General features: G+C 29.9%; 24 protein-coding genes. 11 read left to right on the forward strand and 13 right to left on the reverse strand.

The window, feature by feature from the left end:
• Window positions 1-70: 70 nt before the first annotated feature.
• A complete protein-coding gene (gene serS, locus AANAER_RS02600) occupies window positions 71-1309 on the forward strand; it encodes a serine--tRNA ligase (RefSeq protein ID WP_044416262.1) in 1239 nt (412 codons plus the stop codon).
• Window positions 1310-1332: 23 nt separating this feature from the next.
• Here the strand turns inward: serS and AANAER_RS02605 are convergent, their stop codons facing one another.
• Both AANAER_RS02605 and AANAER_RS02610 read right to left on the reverse strand, forming a co-directional pair.
• Window positions 1333-3324, reverse strand: coding sequence for an EAL domain-containing response regulator (locus tag AANAER_RS02605; RefSeq protein ID WP_129082901.1), 1992 nt, complete (start codon window positions 3322-3324; stop codon window positions 1333-1335).
• Between the two features lie 71 nt (window positions 3325-3395).
• Window positions 3396-3773, reverse strand: coding sequence for a hypothetical protein (locus AANAER_RS02610; RefSeq protein WP_129082902.1), 378 nt, complete (start codon window positions 3771-3773; stop codon window positions 3396-3398).
• Window positions 3774-3840: 67 nt separating this feature from the next.
• Between AANAER_RS02610 and AANAER_RS02615 the strand changes: the two genes are divergently transcribed.
• Together AANAER_RS02615 and AANAER_RS02620 are read left to right on the forward strand one after the other, a co-directional pair.
• The gene (locus tag AANAER_RS02615) at window positions 3841-4758 is read left to right on the forward strand and encodes a glycosyl transferase (protein ID WP_129082903.1); all 918 of its coding nucleotides are present in this window, start codon (window positions 3841-3843) and stop codon (window positions 4756-4758) included.
• Window positions 4759-4831: 73 nt separating this feature from the next.
• The gene (locus AANAER_RS02620) at window positions 4832-5461 is read left to right on the forward strand and encodes a LysE family translocator (protein WP_044416257.1); all 630 of its coding nucleotides are present in this window, start codon (window positions 4832-4834) and stop codon (window positions 5459-5461) included.
• A gap of 15 nt (window positions 5462-5476) precedes the next feature.
• Here AANAER_RS02620 and AANAER_RS02625 read toward each other — a convergent pair whose 3' ends face one another.
• The 5 genes from AANAER_RS02625 to cobA all read right to left on the reverse strand — a co-directional run bounded on the left by AANAER_RS02625 (window position 5477) and on the right by cobA (window position 10506).
• A complete protein-coding gene (locus tag AANAER_RS02625) occupies window positions 5477-6226 on the reverse strand; it encodes an amino acid ABC transporter ATP-binding protein (RefSeq protein WP_044416255.1) in 750 nt (249 codons plus the stop codon).
• A gap of 8 nt (window positions 6227-6234) precedes the next feature.
• Entirely contained in the window at window positions 6235-7317 is a 1083-nt protein-coding gene (locus AANAER_RS02630) for an amino acid ABC transporter permease (protein ID WP_129082904.1), read from the reverse strand.
• 1 nt (window position 7318) lies between these two features.
• Window positions 7319-8503, reverse strand: coding sequence for an amino acid ABC transporter permease (locus AANAER_RS02635; protein WP_129082905.1), 1185 nt, complete (start codon window positions 8501-8503; stop codon window positions 7319-7321).
• 79 nt (window positions 8504-8582) lie between these two features.
• A complete protein-coding gene (locus tag AANAER_RS02640; RefSeq protein WP_044416251.1) occupies window positions 8583-9599 on the reverse strand; it encodes an amino acid ABC transporter substrate-binding protein in 1017 nt (338 codons plus the stop codon).
• A 172-nt stretch (window positions 9600-9771) separates the two neighbouring features.
• Window positions 9772-10506, reverse strand: coding sequence for a uroporphyrinogen-III C-methyltransferase (cobA, locus tag AANAER_RS02645; protein ID WP_129082906.1), 735 nt, complete (start codon window positions 10504-10506; stop codon window positions 9772-9774).
• Between the two features lie 160 nt (window positions 10507-10666).
• Between cobA and moaA the strand changes: the two genes are divergently transcribed.
• The gene (moaA, locus tag AANAER_RS02650) at window positions 10667-11629 is read left to right on the forward strand and encodes a GTP 3',8-cyclase MoaA (RefSeq protein WP_044416247.1); all 963 of its coding nucleotides are present in this window, start codon (window positions 10667-10669) and stop codon (window positions 11627-11629) included.
• On the opposite strand, the gene AANAER_RS02655 is transcribed toward moaA, so the two are convergent.
• Window positions 11630-12442: a hypothetical protein gene (locus tag AANAER_RS02655; RefSeq protein ID WP_129082907.1), complete on the reverse strand. Its 813-nt coding sequence runs from the start codon at window positions 12440-12442 to the stop codon at window positions 11630-11632.
• Window positions 12443-12486: 44 nt separating this feature from the next.
• Window positions 12487-13281, reverse strand: a complete 795-nt coding sequence (locus AANAER_RS02660; protein ID WP_129082908.1) for an ABC transporter ATP-binding protein — start codon at window positions 13279-13281, stop codon at window positions 12487-12489.
• A 173-nt stretch (window positions 13282-13454) separates the two neighbouring features.
• Between AANAER_RS02660 and rpsO the strand changes: the two genes are divergently transcribed.
• The 3 genes from rpsO to AANAER_RS02675 all read left to right on the forward strand — a co-directional run bounded on the left by rpsO (window position 13455) and on the right by AANAER_RS02675 (window position 15318).
• Window positions 13455-13727, forward strand: a complete 273-nt coding sequence (gene rpsO, locus AANAER_RS02665; RefSeq protein WP_129082909.1) for a 30S ribosomal protein S15 — start codon at window positions 13455-13457, stop codon at window positions 13725-13727.
• Between the two features lie 143 nt (window positions 13728-13870).
• On the forward strand, window positions 13871-14272 hold the full coding sequence (locus AANAER_RS02670) for an Rrf2 family transcriptional regulator (RefSeq protein ID WP_044416243.1): 402 nt from the start codon (window positions 13871-13873) through the stop codon (window positions 14270-14272).
• Window positions 14269-15318: a DHH family phosphoesterase gene (locus AANAER_RS02675; RefSeq protein WP_129082910.1), complete on the forward strand. Its 1050-nt coding sequence runs from the start codon at window positions 14269-14271 to the stop codon at window positions 15316-15318. Before AANAER_RS02670 ends, AANAER_RS02675 begins: the two co-directional genes overlap by 4 nt.
• Here AANAER_RS02675 and AANAER_RS02680 read toward each other — a convergent pair.
• Together AANAER_RS02680 and AANAER_RS02685 are read right to left on the reverse strand one after the other, a co-directional pair.
• Complete coding sequence (locus AANAER_RS02680; RefSeq protein WP_129082911.1) at window positions 15310-15945, reverse strand: carbonic anhydrase; 636 nt, start codon at window positions 15943-15945, stop codon at window positions 15310-15312. The two genes, AANAER_RS02675 and AANAER_RS02680, sit on opposite strands and share 9 nt — an antisense overlap.
• Window position 15946: 1 nt before the next feature.
• Window positions 15947-17398, reverse strand: coding sequence for an acetyl-CoA carboxylase biotin carboxylase subunit (locus tag AANAER_RS02685; RefSeq protein ID WP_129082912.1), 1452 nt, complete (start codon window positions 17396-17398; stop codon window positions 15947-15949).
• Between the two features lie 149 nt (window positions 17399-17547).
• Between AANAER_RS02685 and AANAER_RS02690 the strand changes: the two genes are divergently transcribed.
• On the forward strand, window positions 17548-18423 hold the full coding sequence (locus AANAER_RS02690; protein WP_129082913.1) for an AraC family transcriptional regulator: 876 nt from the start codon (window positions 17548-17550) through the stop codon (window positions 18421-18423).
• A gap of 1 nt (window position 18424) precedes the next feature.
• Here AANAER_RS02690 and AANAER_RS02695 read toward each other — a convergent pair whose 3' ends face one another.
• Entirely contained in the window at window positions 18425-19174 is a 750-nt protein-coding gene (locus tag AANAER_RS02695; RefSeq protein WP_129082914.1) for a response regulator transcription factor, read from the reverse strand.
• Window positions 19174-20454, reverse strand: a complete 1281-nt coding sequence (locus tag AANAER_RS02700) for a PAS domain-containing sensor histidine kinase (RefSeq protein ID WP_044416235.1) — start codon at window positions 20452-20454, stop codon at window positions 19174-19176. Before AANAER_RS02700 ends, AANAER_RS02695 begins: the two co-directional genes overlap by 1 nt.
• Window positions 20455-20586: 132 nt before the next feature.
• Between AANAER_RS02700 and AANAER_RS02705 the strand changes: the two genes are divergently transcribed.
• Genes AANAER_RS02705 through AANAER_RS02715 form a run of 3 tightly spaced genes read left to right on the forward strand, consistent with a single transcriptional unit; the run spans window position 20587 to window position 23178 of the window.
• On the forward strand, window positions 20587-21201 hold the full coding sequence (locus AANAER_RS02705) for a hypothetical protein (protein ID WP_129082915.1): 615 nt from the start codon (window positions 20587-20589) through the stop codon (window positions 21199-21201).
• Between the two features lie 11 nt (window positions 21202-21212).
• Window positions 21213-22859 carry an FAD-binding oxidoreductase gene (locus tag AANAER_RS02710; RefSeq protein WP_228711182.1) on the forward strand — a complete coding sequence of 549 codons (1647 nt, stop codon included), beginning with the start codon at window positions 21213-21215 and terminating at the stop codon, window positions 22857-22859.
• Window positions 22852-23178 carry a c-type cytochrome gene (locus AANAER_RS02715; protein WP_129082916.1) on the forward strand — a complete coding sequence of 109 codons (327 nt, stop codon included), beginning with the start codon at window positions 22852-22854 and terminating at the stop codon, window positions 23176-23178. Before AANAER_RS02710 ends, AANAER_RS02715 begins: the two co-directional genes overlap by 8 nt.
• Window positions 23179-23201: the final 23 nt, after the last annotated feature.

Raw genomic sequence — 23201 nt, forward strand, 5'->3', positions numbered from 1 at the left:
CAAGCAGATTTGATTTAACTTATTATGGAAAAAATTAGGTATAATTGCAAAAAATTTAAGAAAGAGTGTTATGATTGATATAAAACTATTGCAAAAAGATTTTGAAAATGTAGCCGCTGCATTGGTGAGAAAAGGTGTAAGTAGTGAAGTTTTAGACAATCTTAAAAGTTTGTCAGAAGAGACTAAAATAAAAAGACAAAAAATGGAAGAGGTTACTGCTTCTCAAAATAAACTCTCAAAAGAGTTTGGACGATATAAAAAAGAGGGACTTGATATAGCCTCTTTGCAAAAAGAGATTAGTGACTTAAAATCAAAAAAACAAGAGTTTGAAGAGGAAGTTAAAACTTTAGAAGAGAAATTATCTTCTGTTGCCCTTGGTGTTCCAAATCTTCCCGATGATATTGTTCCAAACGGAGCAGATGAAAATGAAAATGTAGTTATTGAAAAAATAGGAGAACAACCAAACTTTGATTTTGAACCAAAAGAGCATTGGGATTTGCCAAACGGCTGGCTTGATTTTGAAAGAGGCGTAAAAATTGCAAAATCAAGATTCTCTGCAATAAGAGGTGAGGGTGCAAGACTTGAAAGAGCTTTGATAAACTATATGCTTGATTTTAACAGAAGCAGAGGTTTTCATGAGTGGTATGTTCCTTTTATGGCAAACTCAAATACTCTTCAAGGAACAGGACAGCTTCCTAAATTTGAAGATGATTTGTTTAAAATAGAAGGAGAAGATTTATATCTTATTCCGACAGCAGAAGTAAGTCTTACAAATCTTTATAATGATGAAATAATCTCTGAAGAGGAACTTCCTTTACTTTTAACTTCTTATACTCCTTGTTTTAGAAAAGAAGCGGGAAGTGCTGGAAGAGATACAAGAGGACTTATAAGACAGCATCAGTTTGACAAAGTTGAGATGGTATCTATTACAAAACAAGAGCAGTCAGATGAAGTTTTTGAAAAAATGGTATCTTGTGCAAGTGATCTATTAAGCTCATTAGGGCTTGCACACCAAAAAGTTATGCTTTGTACGGGAGATTTGGGTTTTAGTGCAGCAAAAACCATTGATCTTGAAGTTTGGCTTCCGGGACAAAAAAAATATAGAGAGATTTCATCTATTTCAAATACAAGAGATTTTCAAGCAAGACGTGCAAAAATCAGATATAAAGAGGGCAAAAAAAATATTTTGGCTCATACTTTAAACGGTTCATCTTTGGCTGTGGGAAGAACTTTGGTTGCAATTATGGAAAACTATCAACAAGCAGACGGTAGTGTAAAAATACCTGAAGTTCTTAAAAAATATATGTAGTTATATAAGAGGGAATTTGCCTCTTATATAAGTTTTTCGGGTTTCCCGAAATAAAAACCTTGAGAGTAATCGACTCCAAGTTCGGTTAAAATATTATAGATATTTTCATTTTCTACAAACTCGGCTATTGTTTTTATTCCCTGTTTTTTTGCAAAAACGACAAGTGTTTCCACTAAATTTCTACTAAAATCATCGTGTTCAATATTTTTTATAAGGCTTCCGTCTATTTTTAGAATATCAGGAGAGTACTCTAACAATCTTTCAAAATTTGAGTAACCGCTTCCGAAATCATCAATAGCAATTTGGACATTTCCTATATCTTTTACTAATTTAATAAAATCTTTTACTTTCTTAAAATCTTTTATATTTTCATCTTCTAAAAGTTCAAAGGTTACTCTGCCTTTATATTCAGGTTTGCTTACAAGTACGATAAGCCTGTTTCTAATTATGTCGTTTTCAATATCAATAGCGGAGATATTAATGCTGATATTGTCTTTTATATGATCTAAAATCTCAAAAGAGTTTTCAATAACTCTATTAGTAATTTTTGTGTAGTAACTTCCTTGTTTCGACGTTTCTAGGAAAAAATAAGGAGAAACTATTTCATCTTTTTCATTTATAAGTCTGACAAGAGATTCATACTTTATAATTTTTTTGGTTTTATTATCAATTATAGGTTGGAAAAAAGATATTATTTTCGATTCATCTAAAGCTTTTTTTACCATTTGAATTGTTTCTATATTCTTTTTTGCATTCTCTTGGGCTTCACTTACTAGATTATTGGCAAAAATAAGATTCTTTTTCTTTTCTATTGCTTTTTCAACTCCGTACTTTACATTTTCATAAAGATTTTTCGTGCCGTAACTGTAACTTACGATAACAGAAATATCATACTCAATATTTTCAAGTTTTATAGTACTGTTTTTTGTATTTTTTATAAATTCGTGAAGCTGCTCTTCTATATTGATTTCAGGATAATTTGCTATTAATTTATCAAAATCTTCCGTAATAACGAAACAACCATCCCCCAAAGAGTAGATTTTTTCAAAAAGCTCTTTGTTTGGCATATGATCTAAAATGGTTTTTCCGTATATCTGCTCAATTTTTTCAACAGTCTTATTATCATAAAACTTATCCAAAATATCAAAGTTTTCAATTTGAATCATTATAAGCAAAGAGTTTCTATTTGACTCTAAAGAGCTTAACATCTGCTTCTTTTCACTCATAATTTCACTAATATCGTTTCTAAGAGCAATATACTCTAAAACATTTCCTTCTTCATCTAAAAGAGGTTTTATTACTGTTTTTACATAATAAGGTTTGCCGCTTTTTGAGAGGTTTTTAATTACTCCTTCCCAAGGTTTCTTTTCTATACTTATGGTATGCCAAAGATCTCTAAAAAACTCTTTTGAATTATCGGGATGTCTTATAAGGGCATGGGATCTTCCTATTAACTCCTCTTTTGAGTATTCCGAAATTTTTACAAAGTTTTCATTTACGAAAGTTATTATACCCGTAGGATCGGTTTTTGAGATAATTGAACTTCTGTTGGTGATATCTTGATACTGTTTTAATATGGAAAGATTTTTATTATTTTCTTTATAAATAAGAGTTTTTTCTATAGCTTTAAATAATACTCTTTTAAATTGTTCAGGTTCAAGAGGTTTTAATATAAAACCGTCGATTCCTGCTTGAATAGCTTTAAACAAATACTCTTGTTCACCGTATGCGGAGATTACTATAATAGGAATATGAGGGGCAATTTTTCTAATACTTTCTATTAACTCGATACCGTTCATTTTAGGCATATTTATATCAGTTAAGACAAGATCGTATTTACATGATTCAACCTTTGCAAGTCCTTCTTCTCCGTCAAATGCCAAATCAATTTTATCAAGAAAGAGATTTAAAATTTTATAAACGGCATTTGCGACATCTTTATTGTCTTCAACATATAAAGCTCTTAGATCTTTTGCGTTTTTTATTAGATTATTAGAAAAATCTTTATTACTCATTTTTAAACTTTTTGGTATAAGATAAGCTAAAACTTTAGCATAAAAAACTTAAATCTATAATTATCAGTCCTCTATTTGACATATACTCTCGCATCAAAAAGTTTTTTTCCGAAGTAGACTTTTAGAACTCCTTGTTCTACCCCATAATGTTTAAAAATAAGAATTTTCCCGATCAGAATTTTTTTATTAAATACAGGTTTTGAACTCTCATAATGCCCCAAAGAGTTTCCTATAAAAACCCGCGGTTTTTGGTTGAAAAAATCTCCTCTTACATAAATTTTCGTAAAACAAGTCCCGTTATAATCGTTTTTGGTTTTTTTAATATGTTGAATATTTTCCCCCTTTCCTTTTTCATCGTTTATAGCTACGGCAAAAGCTTGTTTTACGTCAGAAGAAAAAGCAAAAAGTTGTGTATATAAGAGACTTAATAAGAGTATTATAATTTTCATACCCTATTTTACTACAACTTTGTGGATTTTTTGTGATAATATTAAAAAAATTTTAAACGGATATGCAATGAACTTTTTTAAATATATAAAAGCGGTCGGAACAGGACCAAAATCAAATAGAGATTTAACAAAAGAAGAGATAAAAGAGGCTATCGAAGCTATACTTGAAAAACGTTGCGAGAGTGAACAAGCCGCAGCTTTTTTAATGCTTTTAAGAGTTAAGTTGGAATCAGAAGAGGAGTTAAAAGGGTGTTTAGAAACTTTTGACAAATATATAAAAAGAGAGAATATTCCTGAAAGTATTGAGCTTGGATACTCTTATGACGGGAAAACAAAGCAGCCTTATATTTTCCCTTTATACGGGGAAATCTTAAAAGATTTTTTTAAAAAATATAAAGATTTGAAACCTTTTGAAATAGTAATAAGCGGAGATAAACTTCAACCTGCAAAAAACGGAATTACCGTAAAAGAAGTGGCAAAAACGGTAAGTTTGGAAAATAATATTCACTTTTTTAACAGAAAAAAATATTTTAAAGAGTTATCAAAACTAACCTCTCTTAGAAGAAAACTCTATATGAGAACTATTTTTAACACCGTTGAAAAACTACTTAATCCTGCAAATTCAAAATACGCTATAACTTCAGCTTTTCACAGACCTTATGTTGAAAAATATAATAAACTTTTTGGAAAAAACTATGAAAATCTTCTTATCGTAAAAGGAAGTGAAGGCTCTTGTGAAGTTTTTAATAATTTTAAATATTGGATAAAAGATAAAGAAGAGATTATAGAAAAATCCGTAAATCTGAAAGAGTTGGGAATTGAATATAATAATGAGTATGAAAACATCTCTTTAGAAGAGAATATAAATATTATAAATAATCCCTCAGAAGAGCTGATAAAGATTGTAAAACTAAATGTTGCAATACTTCTTTTTAGCGCAAAAAGGGTAAGTTCTATTGAAGAAGCTTATAAAATGTTAAATTAATAAAAAGTAAAAAAAGCAAAAGCAAAGTTTTTAATTTTTTGGTATATAATCCGATTTTATTAAAGGCTATGCTTTGGATTTTATAAATATTACTTTACTTTTAGTTTTTATACCCACTTTTTTTCTTGTATCTATTACTCCTGGAATGTGTATGACTTTGGCTCTTAGTATGGGTATGAGTATAGGTTTAAAAAGAACTTTTTATATGATGTACGGGGAGTTAATAGGAGTAGGTCTGGTTGCTACATCTTCCGTAATCGGGGTTGCAACAATAATGCTGAAATATCCTACTATTTTTCTTTTTTTAAAATATGCAGGAGGAGCTTATTTGGCTTATCTTGGTATTCAAATGTGGAGATCAAAAGGAAAAATGGCACTAAAACTGGATAAAAGCTGTGACTTTAATATCTCTAAAAAAAGTCTTGCTATGCAAGGATTTATAACTGCTATTGCAAATCCCAAAGGGTGGGCTTTTTTTATAGCTCTTTTGCCGCCTTTTATTGATGATTCTCTGCCTATGGCTTCCCAACTTCCTATTTTGATTTTTATGATTTTGTCTTTAGAATTTTTATGTTTGATTATTTATGCAACGGGAGGAAGTACCTTAAGAAAAATTTTGCAAGATAGTTCAAATGTAAGATTAATAAATAAAATCGCGGGAACTTTGATGATAGGAATAGGAATCTGGTTAGCTTCGAGCTAAAAGAGAAATTCTCTTTTAGTGATCTAATATCTGTTCTAAAAATAGTTTTAATCTGTCAGATTGAGGATTTTCAAAAAATTCAATAGGAGTATTCTCTTCTACAATTTGTCCTGCATCCATAAAAATAACTCTGTCTGCAACTTTTTTTGCAAATCCCATTTCATGAGTTACACAAATCATAGTAATCCCGTCTTGGGCAAGTTCCGTCATTACATCCAAAACTTCACCGATCATTTCAGGATCCAGGGCAGAAGTAGGTTCATCAAAAAGCATAATATCAGGATTATTACATAAACATCTAGCTATTGCAACTCTTTGTTGCTGACCTCCTGATAACTGATTTGGATATTTATGAGCTTGTTCAGCAATTTTAACTCTTTCTAAATAGTGCATTGCAGTCTCTATAGCTTGTTTTCTAGGAACCTTTGAAACCCATGTCGGAGCGAGAATAAGATTTTCCAAAATAGATAGATGAGGAAAAAGATTAAAGTGTTGAAATACCATTCCCACATGTTTTCTAATCTCTCTTATTCTTTTAACATCTTCTGTTAATTCCATCCCTTCCACAATAATTTGTCCCTCTTGAAAAGGTTCAAGTCGGTTTATACACCTGATAGTTGTTGATTTACCCGAACCCGAAGGTCCGCAAATTACTATCCTTTCACCTTTTTTTACTTGAAGATTAACATCTTTTAATACATGAAAATTTCCATACCATTTATTAACATTACTCATTTCTATCATATAATCAAAATTTCTAGCCATTTTTTTTCCTATTCTCTATGATTTGTATTAAATCTATTTTCAACTGTTTTTGCATATTTTGACATGCTAAAGCATATTATCCAGTATATGAACGTTACAAACACATACCCTTCTGTCTCAAATCCAAGCCAATTTGCATCTGTTGCAGTTAAAGTAACCATCGCAAGCAGATCGAATAATCCTATGATTAATACAAGAGTTGTATCTTTGAACAGTGATATAAAAGCACCTACAATATTCGGAATCGAAATTTTAAGTGCTTGAGGAAGTATAATTAAACTCATTGCCTGCCAATAAGAAAGACCGATAGAATCGGCAGCTTCATATTGACCTTTTGGAATTGCCTGAAGACCTCCTCTTATAACTTCAGCTATATATGCCGCTTGAAACAGTGTAATTCCTATTAAAGCTCTTAATAATTTGTCAAAGTTCATACCTTCAGGGAAAAACAGAGGTAAAATTACCGAAGACATAAATAAAAGGGTAATTAAAGGTACTCCTCTTATAAACTCAATATAGATAACACTTATAGTTCTTATTATAGGCATATTTGATTGTCTTCCCAAAGCAAACATAATTCCAATAGGAAAAGAGACAAAAATCCCTACTGAAGCAACAACAACAGTAAGCATTAATCCACCCCATTTTTGAGTAGGAATTATCTCTAAGCCCAAACCTCCGTGAAGAAGGATAAAAGAGATTATCGGGAAAAGAACTATTAATGATATTCTAAATTTCGCATTTCTTATTTTCTTAAATAAAATTACGAAAAGGATAAAAATCCCGATAATTAAGTTTGGTCTCCAATATTGCTCTTCAGGATAAAATCCATAAATAAACTGGTTAAATTTTTCATAAATAAAAATCCATCTTGCTCCATCTCCTGTAATCTCATCTTTCGTTCCGCTCCAAGTTGCATCAAAAATAAGCCAATTTAAAAGAGGCGGAAGAATATATAAAATAAGAGTAAAAGATAGTATTGTTAATATTGAATTAGGAAGAGAAGAAAAAAGATTCTCTCTAATCCAATATGTGGCACTTTTCGTATTTACAGGAGCAGGTCTAGCTTGTTTTTTCTCATAAATAGCCATCTTATCTCTCCTTTATTCTTGTTTTTGCATTAAAATAATTCATTATTAAGGATATTACAATGCTTATTATCAGGTAAACTGCCATAGTCATTAAAATAATCTCAATAGCTTGACCTACTTGATTAAGTGATGTTCCCGCAAATACGGTTACTAATTCGGGATATCCGATTGCAGTTGCCAGAGAGGAGTTTTTTGTTAAATTTAGATATTGGTTAATAACAGGAGGAATAATCACTCTTAAAGCTTGAGGAAGTATGACTTTTTTTAGAATTATATAATCTTTTAATCCTAAAGCATTTGCAGCCTCTTTTTGTCCTTTTGGAACTGCTTCGATTCCTGCTCTTACGGCTTCTGCTATATAAGTTGCCGTATAAATACTTAAAGCAAATGCCAAAGCCAAAAGTTCAGGAATAAAAGTAATTCCGCCTTTAAAGTTAAAGCCTTTTAAAGCAGGGTAATCCAAACTTGCAGGCATACCGCTAATAAAAAATACTAAAGTCGGCGCACCTATAATAATAGCTGTAGAAGTTAAAACTATGGGAAAATCTTCTCCCGTTTCATCATGTCTTCTTTTAGACCATTTATTAAGATAAAGAACTGCTATAATTGCTAAAACAAAAGCAATAATTACAGTTATAAATCCGCCTTCTAATACGGGTTTTGGTATATAAAGACCTCTATTATTAAAAAAAACGGAATCTAAATATGATAAAGATTGTCTGGGTGAGGGTAGTGAGGCTAATACAACATTGTACCAAAAGAGAATTTGTAAAAGTATAGGAATATTTCTGAATGTCTCAATATAAATCATCGAAAGTTTTGATATCATAAAATTCTTTGATAATCTACCGATTCCTATTAAAAGACCTATAACAGTAGCAAAAAAGATAGAGATTCCCGATACTAAAAGAGTATTTAACAAACCTACTAAAAATACTCTGCCGTGAGTATTCGATTCATCATAAGGTATAAGTGTTTGAAGTATCCCGAATCCTGCTTCATTGCCTAAAAAATCAAATCCTGTATTAATCCCACGTTTTTCAATATTTATAAACATATTATTTAAAACAAAATATGTAAATAAAAATATAGCTGCAAGTGCAACTATTTGATAGATAATTGCCCTGTTTTCAGGGTTATTATAAAATGCAACGGATGGTTGAGCTTTTCTTTTGTATTTCGTCATTTTTTCACCTTAAATTATAAAAAGAGGAGAAAAAAGACCCCTCTTTTTTGTAAAAAATTAGTAGAAGATAATCTTTTGATTATCTAATAGGAGCCCCGTATTGAATTCCACCGTCTTTCCATAATTTGTTTAAGCCTCTTTCAATTTTTAAAGGAGAGTCTTTACCTACATTTCTATCAAATACTTCACCGTAATTTCCTACATATTTGATAATATTGTATGCCCATTTATTATCTAATCCTAAATATTCACCGAATTTTCCTGTTTCCCCTAAAAATCTTTTGATAGATGGATTTGGACTTTTTAACATTTCATCTACGTTTTTAGAAGTAATTCCCAATTCTTCCGCATTTAACATAGCAATATGAGTCCATCTAACGATTTTAAACCATTTATCGTCGCCTTGTCTAACAACAGTTCCTAAAGGTTCTTTTGAAATAATTTCAGGTAAAACTTTTGCAGAATCTGGATCTTTTAAAGTAGTTCTTAATCCATATAATTGAGAAGCATCAGAAGTTAAGACATCGCATCTTCCAGTCTCAAATCCTTCAATTGTTTGAGCTGATGTATCATAAGTAATAGGCTTATACTCCATTTTATTGGCTTTAAAATAATCAGTTAAGTTTAATTCAGTAGTAGTTCCTGCTTGAATACAAACTGTAGCGCCGTCAAGCTCTTTTGCCGAATTAACACCGATTTTTTTTGAAATTAAAAAACCTTGACCGTCATAATAGTTAACAGCAGCAAATGTTAATCCTAATGATGTGTCTCTTGTAGCTGTCCAAGTAGTATTTCTAGCTAGCATATCAATTTCACCGCTTTGAAGTGCGGTAAATCTCTCTTTTGCATTTAAGTGAGCATATTTTACTTTTGACGGATCTGCAAAAATTGCAGCGGCAACGGCTCTACAAGCATCAACATCAATTCCTTTCCAAACACCGCTTGAATCAGGAGAAGCAAAACCCGGAAGACCGGTATTAAGACCACAACTTAAATAACCACTTTTCTTTGTATCTTCTAAGGTATCAGCTGAAGATACCGTTGCAGCAAGGGTTAATGCTGCAAGACCTAATGAGACAGATTTTAGTAATTTCATTTTTCTTTCCTTTTTTTAGTTTTGCACTACTATTATATAAATCAATTGTAGCAACTAGATAGCAAAAATCATTATAATAGAAAAATATGCAATTTATTTGAAACAATTTGTATAATTTATATGCAATTTTTGGTTTTAACAAGGAAAGAATCTATAAGCACAGAAGAGAGTATCAATCAAACCATTTTAAATCATTTCTCAGCTTTACTACTTCTCCTACAATGATAATAGAGGGAGATACAGCATCTTTTGATTTTTGAACAATCGTTTCTAAAGTTCCTTCTATAACTTTTTGATTTTTTGTTGTTCCGTTTGAGATAATTGCACAAGGGTAATCTTTGGGTTTGCCTACTTTAAGAAGATTTGTAATGATTAATTCAATATTATGAAGCCCCATCAAAAATATAATTGTTTCATCTTCAATAAAAGAGTTCCAATTTATATCGGCAATATTTTCACTGGTTTTTCTATGCCCCGTAACTACTCTAAAAGATGGAGTTATTCCTCTGTTTGTAACGGGAATTCCAGCATAAGCAGGAACTGAAATAGCAGAAGTTACTCCGGGAATAATTTCAAAAGCTATGCCTCTTTTTTTTAGATATAAAGCCTCTTCTCCTCCTCTTCCGAAAACAAAAGGATCTCCGCCTTTAAGTCTTACTACTTTCTCATATTTTAAAGCATTTTGATAGATTATTTCATTTATTTCATCTTGAGGAACTCTGTGAAAGCCTTTCTCTTTTCCTACGAAAATAAGTTTTGCCTCTTTTTTTGCCTCTTTTAAAATCTCGGAGTTGGCAAGTCTGTCATATATGATTACGTCTGCATTTTGAATAGCTTTTAATGCTTTTACGGTAAGAAGTTCAATATCTCCCGGACCTGCACCTGTTAAATAAACTTTACTTTTCATTATTACTCTTTTTTTGCAAAAAGTATATCTAAAAAATTTTTTATATCTTTTAACTTTTAATCTAATTGTAAGACGAAATTTAAGTTTTAAATTACTTTGATATCCTCAAATTTAAGGTTAGTTATAATAAGCTAACAAAATTTTGAAAGGGGTAAGGTTAATGTTAATTGACGGGCATGGAAGGAAAGTAGACTATTTACGAGTCTCTGTTACGGAAAGGTGTAATTTTAGATGCCAATACTGTATGCCTGAAAAACCGTTTTCTTGGGTTCCAAGAGAAGAACTTTTAACTTATGAAGAACTTTTTGAATTTATCAAAGTGGCTATTGATAAAGGAATAAACAAAGTTAGAGTTACAGGTGGCGAACCACTGTTAAGAGAGGGACTTGAAAACTTTATTAGAATGATTTCAGAGTATAAAGAGGGCTTGGATTTAGCTCTTACTACAAACGGATATCTTCTTCCTAAAGTAGCTCAAAAATTAGCTGATGCTGGTCTTAAAAGAATCAATATCTCATTGGATTCTTTAAAAGAAGAGGTTGCAGCTAAAATTGCGCAGAAAAATGTTCTTAAAACAGTGTTAAAAGGTATTGAAGCAGCAAGAGTTGCAGGACTTAAAATAAAAATAAATTGTGTTCCTTTAAAAGGAATTAATGAGAGTGAAATTATTGATTTATTAGAGTTTTGCAAAGAAAGAGGGTATGAAATAAGATTTATTGAATATATGGAAAACGACTATGCAAGCAAATATGCAAAAGGTCTTGATTCTGTAGAGATACAAAATATAATCAAAGAAAAATATACCTTTAAAAAACTTGAGAGATGCGGTACTTCACCATCACAAGAGTATGAGTTAGAAGACGGTTATAAGTTTGGTATTATAGAACCGCACAAAGATGATTTTTGTTCAACTTGTAACAGAATAAGGTTAACGGCAAGCGGTGTTTTGATTCCTTGTTTATATTATGAGGATGCTCAAAGTATAAAAGAGGCAATTAAAGCCAAAGATATAAAAAAAGCAGTAGAGATTTTAAAAGATGTTTTAAAAAACAAACCGGAAAAAAATAGATGGACTGAGAATTCAGAGATTTCGGCAAGAGCTTTTTATGAGACGGGAGGATGATTAAAATCCAATCTTCTGTCTCCCCATCTCTTTTAGCATTTTTAAATCTTCTTTTCTTTTTACTTTGTAAAATTCGACAAAATATCCAAAAGCGTTAGAACGAAGATAGATAAAGCTCTCTTTTTTATTTTCATTTCTTACTAAATATTCATTATTGGCATTTTTTTCTACTATTTTATAATCTTTATATAATGATTCGATTTGAAGTCTCAAGGACAAAAACTCTTTTTTGTTTTTTGAAATAACTCCCATATAATAAGAATCTTTTTCTTCTTTTGTAAATTTTTGTTGTTGAAAAATATCAATATTCAACTCTTCTATAAGTTTTGAAAATTTTATATCTTGAGGATTTCCTAAACCGTTTTTAAGCATATATCTTGAAATATTTTCTGCTTTTTTTAAGCCAAAACTATATAAAAACCCGTCTGTTAATTCTATTTGGGAATCATCTTCTAAAATAAAAGTTACGGTAAATCTTGAATATATATTTCCTGTTAGATAGTTTACTTCGCTTTTTACCTCTTTTATACTGCTTTTATCTATATTCACCCTTTTTAGAAGTCTTTTATTATCAAAAAATTCCCAAGATACCTCTTTGTCGTTAATATTAAAATGAAGAGTTCTTTTTACGAATAGACAATAAAAAATTGATACTATTTCAAAAGAGCAAAGTGCTACAAAAACAATAAATAAAATTGTATAAATCAATTCATTTTTTAAGTGACCTTGGTACATAACCAAAGCAAAAAATCCAAAAGCTACCAGCATAAAAATTTTGTATGAAATGGCTCTTTGTAAAACATATATCTGCATAAATTAATTACCTTTATAAAATTAGAAGTCTAGCATTTTTATTATTAGTTTATTGTTTTTACATAGTATCTTTGATTATCACAACCTAATTCAATTTTTGATTCAAATACTGTTGAAATATTCTCCGAATTTAAAATATCTCTTTTTTTACCTTGTTTAAAAATCGTTTTATTGTAAACTAATGCAATATTGTCAATTTCGGGGAAAACCTCTTCAAAATGGTGCGTTACAAGTATAATTGAAGAGTATTTGGATAGTTTTCTTATAACATTTAAAAAACTGCTCTGTGCTTTTATATCAAGACCTACTGTTGGTTCATCAAGAATAAAAGCTTTTGGTTTATGAACTAAAGCTCTTCCTATAACACAACGTCTTAACTGTCCCGTACTCATATGCTGAACTTTTTTGTCTTTTATCTCTGAAATTTCCAAAAATTCCAAAACTTCTAAAGCTCTTTCATGTTGCTCTTTGGTGAAATCTTGATGTTTAAAAATACCGATTGAACTGTAAAATCCGCTTAATACGACTTCATAAGCAGTTAAAAAATTTCCGTGTTCAGAAAAATAGTTATGCAAATCATTCGTAATAATTCCAAGATTTTTCTTTAAATCAAAAATACTCCATCTATCTTTCCCAAAAATCTTTTTTTGGAATTTATATTTTGTATTTGGATATAAATCATTTGAGATAAGTTTTATAAAAGTAGATTTTCCGCTTCCGTTTTGTCCTAGGATTGCCCAATGCTCTCCTTGCTTTATCTCTATATTTATATTCTCCAAAACAGGTTTTACTTCATAACTTACATAAATATTTTTAAAATCTATAATTTTTTCATTCATTTTAGTATAATACCTTTGCTAAATATTGTTAGCGTATTATATAGAAATATTGTTAGTTAAAGCTTTTCTTTTAAATTAGATCAATGCTTAAACGAAAATTAATATAACTTAGTATAAAATTCGCGTCCACTTAAGTTTAAGTGAGATTAAATATACCTATTAGGAGGTCTATTATGGCTTTAGATCAGGAAGTAAAAGCAAATATTATTGCGAAATACAGAAGAGATGAAAAAGATACAGGTTCTGCGGAAGTTCAAATTGCTGTTTTAAGTGAGCAAATCAAAGTTCTAACTGAGCATTTAAAAACAAACAAAAAAGATCACTCATCAAGACTTGGTCTTCTAAAAATGGTTGGTAAAAGAAAAAGACTTTTAGCATACCTTAGAAAAACTGATTATACTAAATTTACTTCTTTAGTTGCAGATTTAGGAATTAGAGCTAAATAAATTTTATTTTTGCTTTTTCTAAAAAGGTTGCAAGATAACTTGCAACCTTTTTTTTTAATAAAGATTAAAATTAGTTGACAAAAATAAACGAAATTAATAATTGTTCTTGTAAAATAAATAAAAATTAAAAAGATTGGAAATATATGCTACTTACAAAAAAGAGTGAATATGCCTTATTATCACTGATATCTATTGCTAAAAGTGATGCACCTAAAAATGTTGATGTATTATCTCGTGAGTTAAATATTCCTAAATCTTTTTTGGCAAAAATTATGCAAAATCTTGCAAAAAACGATATTGTTAAATCACATAGGGGAGTAAACGGTGGATTTGTTCTTAAAAAACCCTATGACAAAATTACGATTTTAGAAATAACAACCGTTGCTGAAGAGAAAATTCCTTCTGTTTTTGAATGTTCTCCTTCGGTATCTTCTTGTCCGTCAGACTTGGCAAATGCATGCAGTCTTTGGCCGGTATTAAACAATTTACAAGGTAGAATAAATGTCTTTTTAGAGGAACTCACTCTAAAGGATATTGCTTCATGATTCTTTTTCATTTATCTCATACGGATTTAGATGGATATTCTTGTCAACTTTTAACAAAAGAGTACTTTAAAAAGGGATTTTTCTATAATGCAAATTATGGATTAGAGGTTAAACTTAACCTTAAAAAAATAGTTTTTGATTTACAAGATTACAAAAATGAAGAGATTCTTTTTTTAATTACTGATTTGAATCTGACTTTACAAGAAGCAAAAGATTTAAATAAAAACATAAACGAATTGAATTCAAACGGGTTTAATATAAAACTTCAACTGCTTGACCACCATGCAACGGGGCAAAAAAGTTCGGAAATGTTTGATTGGTATTTTCTTGATACTAAAAGATGTGCTACAAAAATCACATATGCATATTTAGATGAAACTTTTAATGCTTTTTCAAAAGAGGAGAAGCTCTGGATTGAACCTTTTGTTTTTGCCGTAAATGCGATTGATATCTGGGTTGATATTGAAACTTCAGGTTTTGAATTTGGAAAAGTTTTACTGACAATGGTTAGTCGTGTTAGGGAGATAAACGGAACTCTTTTCCCTGATTTAAACAGAGATTTTAGAATTTATCTTTTAAAAGAATCTTTAAAATATATAAATGAAGAGAATGCAAATATAAAGCTAGACAATGAAATTCATTTTATGAAGAAAAATTTTCTAAGAGGTGAGGGCAAAGATGACACTATAGACAATCTTAGTGCCAAATATTTAGTAAAATCATTGGAAAATCTAAAAGAAAAATTAACGGTTTTTTATAAAGGGCACAAAGGATTGTTAACTTACACTTTGGGTTCTATATCTATTCCTGCAAATGCTTTTTTAGTGGAAAATGAAGATTATGATTTTTTTATTGATATAAGCAGAAAAGGAAATACCTCTTTTAGAGCAGACGGAAAAGTTGATGTCTCTTTAATTGCCCAAAAACTAGCAGACGGGGGAGGACACCCCAACGCTGCCGGTTGTAGATTTGATGACTTTAAAGAGAGCATCGATTATAAAATTGTTAAAAAATTTATCCAAGATAAACTGGATTCTTTAGCATAAATCTTCAAATTTTTTAGTTTGGGTGTTATAACACTCAATTGTTCCGTCTTCTATTTTATAATGCCAAGCATGAACATCAAGAGCATTCTCTTTTAATCTTTTTTTAACTTCGGGAAAAGTTAAAAGGTTTTCAAGCTGGTGAACAACAGATCTTTTTTCGGTTTCAGTATAAACTCTCTCTTTATTTGTTGAAAAATCAAACTCTTTTAATACCTCTTCTTTTGCTTTCATACCAAGTTGCAGCCACTTTTTCATATGTACTAAAGAGTTATTATCTTCTAAGTTTTGATATAAAGATCTGCATGCTCCGCAGTTTGAGTGGGCGCAAATAATAATATGTTTTACGTTAAGTACCGATATTGCAAACTCAATAGCCGCTGTTGTACCGTGAAAATCGTTATCATCTTTATATGGAGGAACAAAGTTCCCCACATTTCTTATAATAAACATATCTCCTGGTTTTGAAGAGATAATCATATCAGGGACAACTCTGCTATCGCTGCAACCTATAAATAAAATTTCTGGAGTCTGTCCTTTTTCCACAAGTGTTTTAAAATCGTTTTTATAATCTTTGAATTTTGTATTTCTAAAGAGTTTGTTTCCGGCTTTTAAATCTTCTATATTCATATTAATTTCTCACTTTTAGATTTTTTGATTTAATACTTTTTATAAACTGCATAATTTTTGACATTTTTTTCTCTTCATCTTTTAAGTGATCTTTTGCACCTAATTTGAATTTATCCATTTTGGTGTCTAAATAGCTCGTTGTAAGGTTTCCTTCTTTAAAATCTTCATCTCTTACAATCTCTCTGTGAAGTTCTATATTTGTAGGAAATCCTTCTAAAACAAACTCATCTAAAGCACGTCTGGCTTTTTTTACTGTTCCTTCCCAATCTAATGCCCAAACAATAAGTTTCCCTATCATAGAATCGTAATTTGCAGGAACTTTATATCCTGTATAAGCAGCAGAGTCTAATCTAACACCTGGACCGTTTGGAGTTAAATATTTTTCAATTGTTCCGACTGACGGCATAAAGTTTTTTTGAGGATTCTCTGCATTTATTCTAAACTCTATTGCATAACCTCTAAAATTAATCTCTTCTTGCATATATTTCATTTTATCGCCGTCTGCAATTTCTATCATTCTTTGAATAATATCAATACCGCTTGTAATCTCAGTTACCGGGTGTTCTACTTGGACTCTTGTATTCATCTCTATAAAAAAGATATTATCATTTTCATCAACTAAAAATTCAACTGTTCCTACACTTTCATAACCTAATTTAAACATCGCTTTTGTTGCAATTCTATAAAGCTCTTTTCTAACTTCTTGATTTAATCTAGGTGAGGGTGAAATTTCAATAACTTTTTGGTGTCTTCTTTGAATAGAACAGTCTCTTTCTCCTAAGTGAACTACGTTACCGTATTTATCTGCTATAATTTGTACTTCTATATGTCTTGGATTTTCTACATATTTTTCAATAAAAACTTGACCGTTCCCAAAAAATTTCAAAGCTTCATTTGTAGCAGTATCAAACATAGAATCAAACTCTTTTTCTTGTCTTACGATTCTCATTCCTCTACCGCCTCCACCGAATGCAGCTTTAATAATAATAGGATAACCGATTTGTGAAGCTATTTTTTTTGCCTCTTTTTTATCTTCGATTGGCTCATTTGTACCTTCTAAAATTGGAACACCTACTTCTTTCATAGCAACTTTTGAAGCCATTTTATCTCCAAAGAGTGCTATGTGTTCAGGTTTTGGACCTATAAAAATAATTCCGTTTTCCTCACAAGCTTTTGCAAAATCCGCATTTTCACTTAAAAAACCGTATCCAGGGTGAATAGCATCACAATTTGCTTTTTTAGCCATTGAAATTATTGTCTCATAATTTAAATATGCTTGGATTACATCTCCTAGAATAGGATAACACTCATCGGCTTTTCTAACCCATAATCCTTCAACATCTGCTTCTGAAAAAATTGCTACACTCGTAATCTCTAACTCTTTACAGGCTCTAATTATTCTAAGAGCAATTTCCCCTCTGTTTGCTATTAATACTTTTGAAATTTTGTTCATAAACTTTTACCTTCCCTAAGTTTTTCTTTTATTGTATGATTTAAAAAAGAAAAATTCTTTATCTTTTGTGCCAATTATTTTGTTTTTTAGTGTTTCAAAAATTGTTCTTTCGTGCTTAATATTTAGTCTATTTTTGGTAATATTATTTTATGAGAAAAGAGACTTTGCAAAAAAGAGTAAAAATAGCAAACGATATTATGTACTATATTTACACCCATATCGATACGCATATTGATTTAGAAGAGTTAAGTTATGATTTGGATATCAGTAAATACCATATGCATAGAGTTTTTAAAGAAGAGTTCGGAAAAAACATATATGAAAATATAAAATCCATACGGCTTCAAAAAGCTGCAAATCTGCTTTTAACCAATAAACTCTCAACAATATCGAATATAGCAAATTTATGCGGATACAGTTCTCACTCCTCTTTTATAAAAGCTTTTGAAAAAAGATTTGGAATGTCTCCCAAACAGTGGAGAAACAGTGGATATAAAGAGTACTCTTTTAAAATTTTGCAACAATCAAAAAGGGCGATGAAATCAACCGCAGATTTTTCAAAACTCTCACCTACTATTGTAAAAATGCCTGAAATAGAGTGTTATTATATAAGAAACAGGGGTTATAACGTAAATGTAAAAGAGACTTGGCAGAAACTTCAGACTCTTATTTTAAATAATGATATAAAAAACTATAAACAAATAGCACTTTTGCATGACAATCCTACTACAACGCCTCTTACTGAGTGTCAATATATTGCTTGTATTCAAACCGATGAAAAAAAAGAGGTTTTATCTCAAAGAGTTCCCAAATTTAAAATCTCCAACGGAGTTTATGCAAAATTTGATTTAAAAGGGCAGCATGGGGATATGCTTAAATTTATCCGTTGGGTTTATCATGAGTGGTTGGTTAACAGTGAATATGAAACAACGACAAAACCCTCTTATGCAGTTTATCATAAGAATAATTTTTTAAGTGAAGATAATGTTTTTGAGATAAGTTTTTATGTTTCAATTAAATTTTGATCTAATCAAACTCTATTTTATATCCTAATTTAGAGTATGAAAAAATCAGATTCTTATTTGTTTTTTGTCTTAGTCTGAAAAGCACACCTCTTAAAGCACCTTCTCCGACAACTTCGCCGTCATATAAATAGTCTTCAATTATTTTATTTGAAACAATACCGCTTTTATGCTCTGTTAATATATCAATTAAATCAATCTCTTTTTTATTTAACTCAATCTCTTTTTTTTCCAAAAATAGTTTTTTATTTTTTTTATCAAAGATGTAACCGTATTTTAAGGGTATAAATCTTTTTTTTGTTTCATTCTCTTCATTAAATGTTTTTTCAAGAGCTTTTAGATGTTTTTGTTTAGTCTCAAGTTTATTTTCAAGCTCTTTTTTTATATCAAATTTTTTTAGTGCCAACTCTACGGCAGCTTTTAATTCCGCATCTTTAAAAGGTTTTATTATATAGCCGTAAGGCTCGTGTTTTAACGCTCTGTCTATTGTATTGTTTTTATCATTTGCTGTTAGAAAAATAAAAGGAATATTATACTCTTTAGCTATTTGTTCACTTAATTTTATTCCGTCTACATCTCCTTTTAATGTAATATCTAAAAGGACTAAATCACAACTGTTTTTTTCTAGTAATTTAATAGCTTTTTTTGAATTATTTGCAATCCCTGTTACTTTGTATCCAAAATCAAAAAGAGCCTCTTTTATATCCAAAGCAGTTACTACTTCATCTTCTACAATTAAAATATTTTTTTTCATTACTCCTCTTCATCTTTTATTTCATACTCAATTTCACAAAAAAATCCTTTTGAAGAATCAATTTTTAATTCTCCTTCTAACTGAAACTCTACTATTGATTCTATTAACTGCCATCCCAAAGAGTGGCTGTTTTTTAACTTTTCAATTGAACAGCCCGAACCATTGTCTTTTAATCCGAAAGATATTTTTTTTGAACCGATTTTATGAATAAATATATCAATTTTTCCTGAATTTATTCCTTTAAAAGCGTGTTTAATTGAGTTAAGTAAGAGTTCATGAATAATTAAACCCGTTAAAACAGAATAATTTATACCAAGATTTATATTTTTTGAGACATTTACATATATTTTTATATTGTCTTTTATATTATATATATCTTTAATGGCACTAATCAATTTTTTTAAATACTGTTCTATATTTATAAAAGTTAAATCATTTCCTTGATAAATAATTTCATGTACTAAAGCAATAGCATAGATTCTACTTCTTGTTTTTTCTAATTGATTAATTACTATATCGTTTTTTTCTCTTCTTTTTTGCATTGATAATAAAGAAGAGAGAACTTGCAGATTGTTTTTTACTCTATGGTGAATCTCTTTTATTAAAATCTCTTTCTCTTTTAAAGAGGTTTTTATAATATGCTCTTTTCTTTTCTGTTCTGTTATATCTCTTGCAAAAGCACAAACAAACTCCTCTTCGCCGTTTGCCGAAAAATAGTTTGCTGCTATAAGACAAGGAAAAGTTTTTCCCTCTTTTGTTGTTAGTTCCGATTCAAAATAGTTAAACTGCTTTTTTTTATCTATTATTATTTTCTCTACAATATGAAATCTTTTATCTATTTTTGAAATATGAGTATTATATAGTTCTTCTTTTGTATAACCTAAAATTTTGCATAAACGATTGTTTACGTAGACTATTTTTCCCTTAAAATCAAACCAATATATGGCATCTGCTGTATTATCAAGAACAAAATTAATTAATTTGAGATTCTCCTTTTCCTGCTTTTTAAATTTGATTAATTTATCTTTTGTCTCTTTCTCTCTTTTTGCAATACTTTGTAAAAAAAAATAGAGTATAAAACTTACTAAAATAAAAAAAGTGATACCTATAAACAAAGGTAAATTTGTATAGTTTTCATGATTGTTTTTTAAAATAAACAAAGAAACATTATTTACTATGATGATACCCGAGATACTTACGATTAGGAAAAGGAAAGTATAAAGTTTTGCTTTTTTTTCATTCTCTATTCTTGCAATTTCATTTAAAATTTTATTAAACATTTTAACCTCATTTGATTTTGAAAAATGATTATAGTCCTTTTTTTATTAGAGAATAAAATTTTTCATTTGAGCGTTTTTTGAGATTTTTCTTTTTTATAATTACATTTATAGATAAGTATGAAAGGAGTTAATATGAATAAACTTTCCAGAAGGTCTTTTCTAAAAACTACAAGTTTAGGTATGACTTTCATGGCTACGCAAATGTATTCTCAAGGTTTTTCAAATCTACTTTTAAAAGATGCAAAATTTGAAAAAATAAAATTGGATTACGTAATCTTTGATAAAGGGATTAAACAAAGTGAAGAGTTTGCTTTGAAAATGAAAGCTTTGGGCACAAAAGTTTTTGAGGTAGATAAAGATATATCCTCAATGTGGAGTGAGATTATAAATCCAACTTGGGGCAAAGAAAAAGATACGGCAATTGTAGGTTTAACCTCTTATGAAACAATGTTTGTATTACAAAAAATTGCTTTTGATAAGAATATGGTTTTATATTATAGTGCCCAACATGATTTTAATGAAAAAAATATAAAACATAAAATAAATACCTCTAAAACGGTATTGGAAAATATAGAGAAAAACTTGAAATATTATAGTTGGAGTGATACTTTAGCACTTAATTTAAATAACTATCCATATAAAAAAATGGATATGCAAAATGAAATTCAAACAGAATATGAAAATAATGATAAAAAAAATATAGTTTTATACTCTTGGATTATGGCTCCAAGAAAAATAGCTTGTTAAAGGATATGTAGATGTCGGAAAATAAAAAAATGATATTACCCCACAAAGTAAATGAAAAAGATTTTTTAAATGCTATAAAAGAGTTTGAAAAAGTTGTAGGAAAAGAGTGGGTATATAAAGAAGAGGAAGATATAAATCTTTACAGAGATGCTTATTCTCCTTGTTGGGATGAACCACAAGAACCTATTCCTTCTTTGGCTGTAGCACCAAAAGAAGTAGAAGAGGTACAAGAAATAGTAAAAATAGCAAACAAATATAAAATTGCAATTTTCCCTATTTCAACAGGGAAAAATCTAGGTTACGGTTCTTCTGCTCCAAATAACAGAGGTGATGTTGTAATAGATTTAAAAAGAATGAATAAAATAATTGAGGTAAATGACAAAAGAAATTTTTGTATTTTAGAACCTGGAGTCTCTTATTTTGATCTATATGAATATTGTGAAAAAAACAATTTAAATGTAATGATGGATATGCCTGATCCAGGTTGGGGAAGTCCTGTGGGAAATTCACTTGATCATGGCTGGGGATATATGTATGGACAATATAGAGACCACTTTGGAGCACACTGCGGAATGGAAGTTGTTCTTCCAAACGGTGAACTAATGAGAACGGCAATGGGAGCACTGCCCGGGTCTAAAACTTTTGCGGAGAATAAATACGGATACGGTCCATATGTTGATGGGCTCTTCTCTCAATCAAATTTCGGGATTGTAACTAAAATGGGATTTTGGATGATGCCAAAACCTGAACACTATACACTAGCAGTATTAACAGTTCCCAAAAGAGATGACCTTATACCTTTAGTTGAAATTATGAACTATCTTGAGGACTCATCTATTATAGGATGGCCTTTGTACAGAAGTCCTCTAAATCCTGAATACGGAAAAGCTATGAACCCTGAGTTAAAATCTTATCTTACATCAAAAAACGGGAAACCTGATATTGATAAAATTCAAGATTATGCTTTAAGAAATAAAATTCCTTATTGGAAAATAGATATTCCAATTTATGGAAACAAAGATTCGGTAGAAGCAAATGTTAATTATATAAAACAGAGATTTTCTAAAGCAATAGACGGGGCAGAAATTGAAGTTATAGAGGATTATGATTTACCTTTAACTAAAGAGCAGAAAAAATCTTTAAAACACAAAGTAACTCTTGGAATACCAAATCTTGAAATATTTTGGCTAAGTACAAGAGGTGAAAACTTTGCTCCAAAAGACGGACATGTTTGGTTCTCTCCAATTATTCCAAGAGATGGGAAAGAGTTATTAAAATGTCAGGAAATATATATCGATACTTTTCATGAGCTTGGAATGGAATCAATGATTACTCCATTTTCCCACCCAAGAACTTGGATGTATAGAGCCTTCTGTTTTATGATAGGTTTTGCAAACTCAAGGGAAGATAAAGAGATAAATGAAAAAATGAGAAATGTTTATAATACTATGGTAAAAGTAGCTGCAAAACACGGTTGGGGAGATTATAGAGCAGGTCCTGTTTTTCAAGATGCTGTATCGGGAGTTTATAATTTTAACGACAGCATATTAAAAAGATTTGCAGAACAACTAAAAGATACTATTGATCCAAATGGAATTATAGCTCCGGGAAGAGGGGGAATTTGGCCAAAAAGATTAAGAGGAGAAAAAAATGATTAAAAAAACACTATTATTGATCTTTTTTACAGGTCTGCTATTTGCAAATGATACTAATAAATTTAATGAAGGTAAACAAGTATTTGATAAATGGTGCATTCATTGCCATGGAGTAGGAATGCCTGCAACAGATGCTTTATCAATTGTATATAAAGATACAGAAATCTCTCCTGTTTTAGAAGAAAGAAAAAATCTCGATAAAAGTTTTATTGAATATGTAGTAAGAAACGGAAGATTTAGTATGCCGTTTTTTAGAAAAATAGAGATTAACAATAAACAATTAGAGAGTCTGGCTTTCTATCTATCAACAAAAAACAGATAAATATCGCTAGTGTAAAACTGACT

Source organism: Halarcobacter anaerophilus (assembly GCF_006459125.1).
Lineage (GTDB): Bacteria > Campylobacterota > Campylobacteria > Campylobacterales > Arcobacteraceae > Halarcobacter > Halarcobacter anaerophilus.

Coding starts and splice junctions, on each gene's coding strand:
- AANAER_RS02630 (WP_129082904.1), bottom strand. CDS start 7,317: ATGGCTATTTATGAGAAAAAACAAGCTAGACCTGCTCCTGTAAATACG.
- AANAER_RS02655 (WP_129082907.1), bottom strand. CDS start 12,442: ATGCAGATATATGTTTTACAAAGAGCCATTTCATACAAAATTTTTATG.
- AANAER_RS02610 (WP_129082902.1), bottom strand. CDS start 3,773: ATGAAAATTATAATACTCTTATTAAGTCTCTTATATACACAACTTTTT.
- moaA (WP_044416247.1), top strand. CDS start 10,667: ATGTTAATTGACGGGCATGGAAGGAAAGTAGACTATTTACGAGTCTCT.
- AANAER_RS02685 (WP_129082912.1), bottom strand. CDS start 17,398: ATGAACAAAATTTCAAAAGTATTAATAGCAAACAGAGGGGAAATTGCT.
- AANAER_RS02705 (WP_129082915.1), top strand. CDS start 20,587: ATGAATAAACTTTCCAGAAGGTCTTTTCTAAAAACTACAAGTTTAGGT.
- AANAER_RS02690 (WP_129082913.1), top strand. CDS start 17,548: ATGAGAAAAGAGACTTTGCAAAAAAGAGTAAAAATAGCAAACGATATT.
- cobA (WP_129082906.1), bottom strand. CDS start 10,506: ATGAAAAGTAAAGTTTATTTAACAGGTGCAGGTCCGGGAGATATTGAA.
- AANAER_RS02615 (WP_129082903.1), top strand. CDS start 3,841: ATGAACTTTTTTAAATATATAAAAGCGGTCGGAACAGGACCAAAATCA.
- AANAER_RS02710 (WP_228711182.1), top strand. CDS start 21,213: ATGTCGGAAAATAAAAAAATGATATTACCCCACAAAGTAAATGAAAAA.
- AANAER_RS02680 (WP_129082911.1), bottom strand. CDS start 15,945: ATGAATATAGAAGATTTAAAAGCCGGAAACAAACTCTTTAGAAATACA.
- AANAER_RS02605 (WP_129082901.1), bottom strand. CDS start 3,324: ATGAGTAATAAAGATTTTTCTAATAATCTAATAAAAAACGCAAAAGAT.
- AANAER_RS02635 (WP_129082905.1), bottom strand. CDS start 8,503: ATGACGAAATACAAAAGAAAAGCTCAACCATCCGTTGCATTTTATAAT.
- AANAER_RS02660 (WP_129082908.1), bottom strand. CDS start 13,281: ATGAATGAAAAAATTATAGATTTTAAAAATATTTATGTAAGTTATGAA.
- AANAER_RS02695 (WP_129082914.1), bottom strand. CDS start 19,174: ATGAAAAAAAATATTTTAATTGTAGAAGATGAAGTAGTAACTGCTTTG.
- rpsO (WP_129082909.1), top strand. CDS start 13,455: ATGGCTTTAGATCAGGAAGTAAAAGCAAATATTATTGCGAAATACAGA.
- serS (WP_044416262.1), top strand. CDS start 71: ATGATTGATATAAAACTATTGCAAAAAGATTTTGAAAATGTAGCCGCT.
- AANAER_RS02625 (WP_044416255.1), bottom strand. CDS start 6,226: ATGGCTAGAAATTTTGATTATATGATAGAAATGAGTAATGTTAATAAA.
- AANAER_RS02675 (WP_129082910.1), top strand. CDS start 14,269: ATGATTCTTTTTCATTTATCTCATACGGATTTAGATGGATATTCTTGT.
- AANAER_RS02640 (WP_044416251.1), bottom strand. CDS start 9,599: ATGAAATTACTAAAATCTGTCTCATTAGGTCTTGCAGCATTAACCCTT.
- AANAER_RS02700 (WP_044416235.1), bottom strand. CDS start 20,454: ATGTTTAATAAAATTTTAAATGAAATTGCAAGAATAGAGAATGAAAAA.
- AANAER_RS02670 (WP_044416243.1), top strand. CDS start 13,871: ATGCTACTTACAAAAAAGAGTGAATATGCCTTATTATCACTGATATCT.
- AANAER_RS02715 (WP_129082916.1), top strand. CDS start 22,852: ATGATTAAAAAAACACTATTATTGATCTTTTTTACAGGTCTGCTATTT.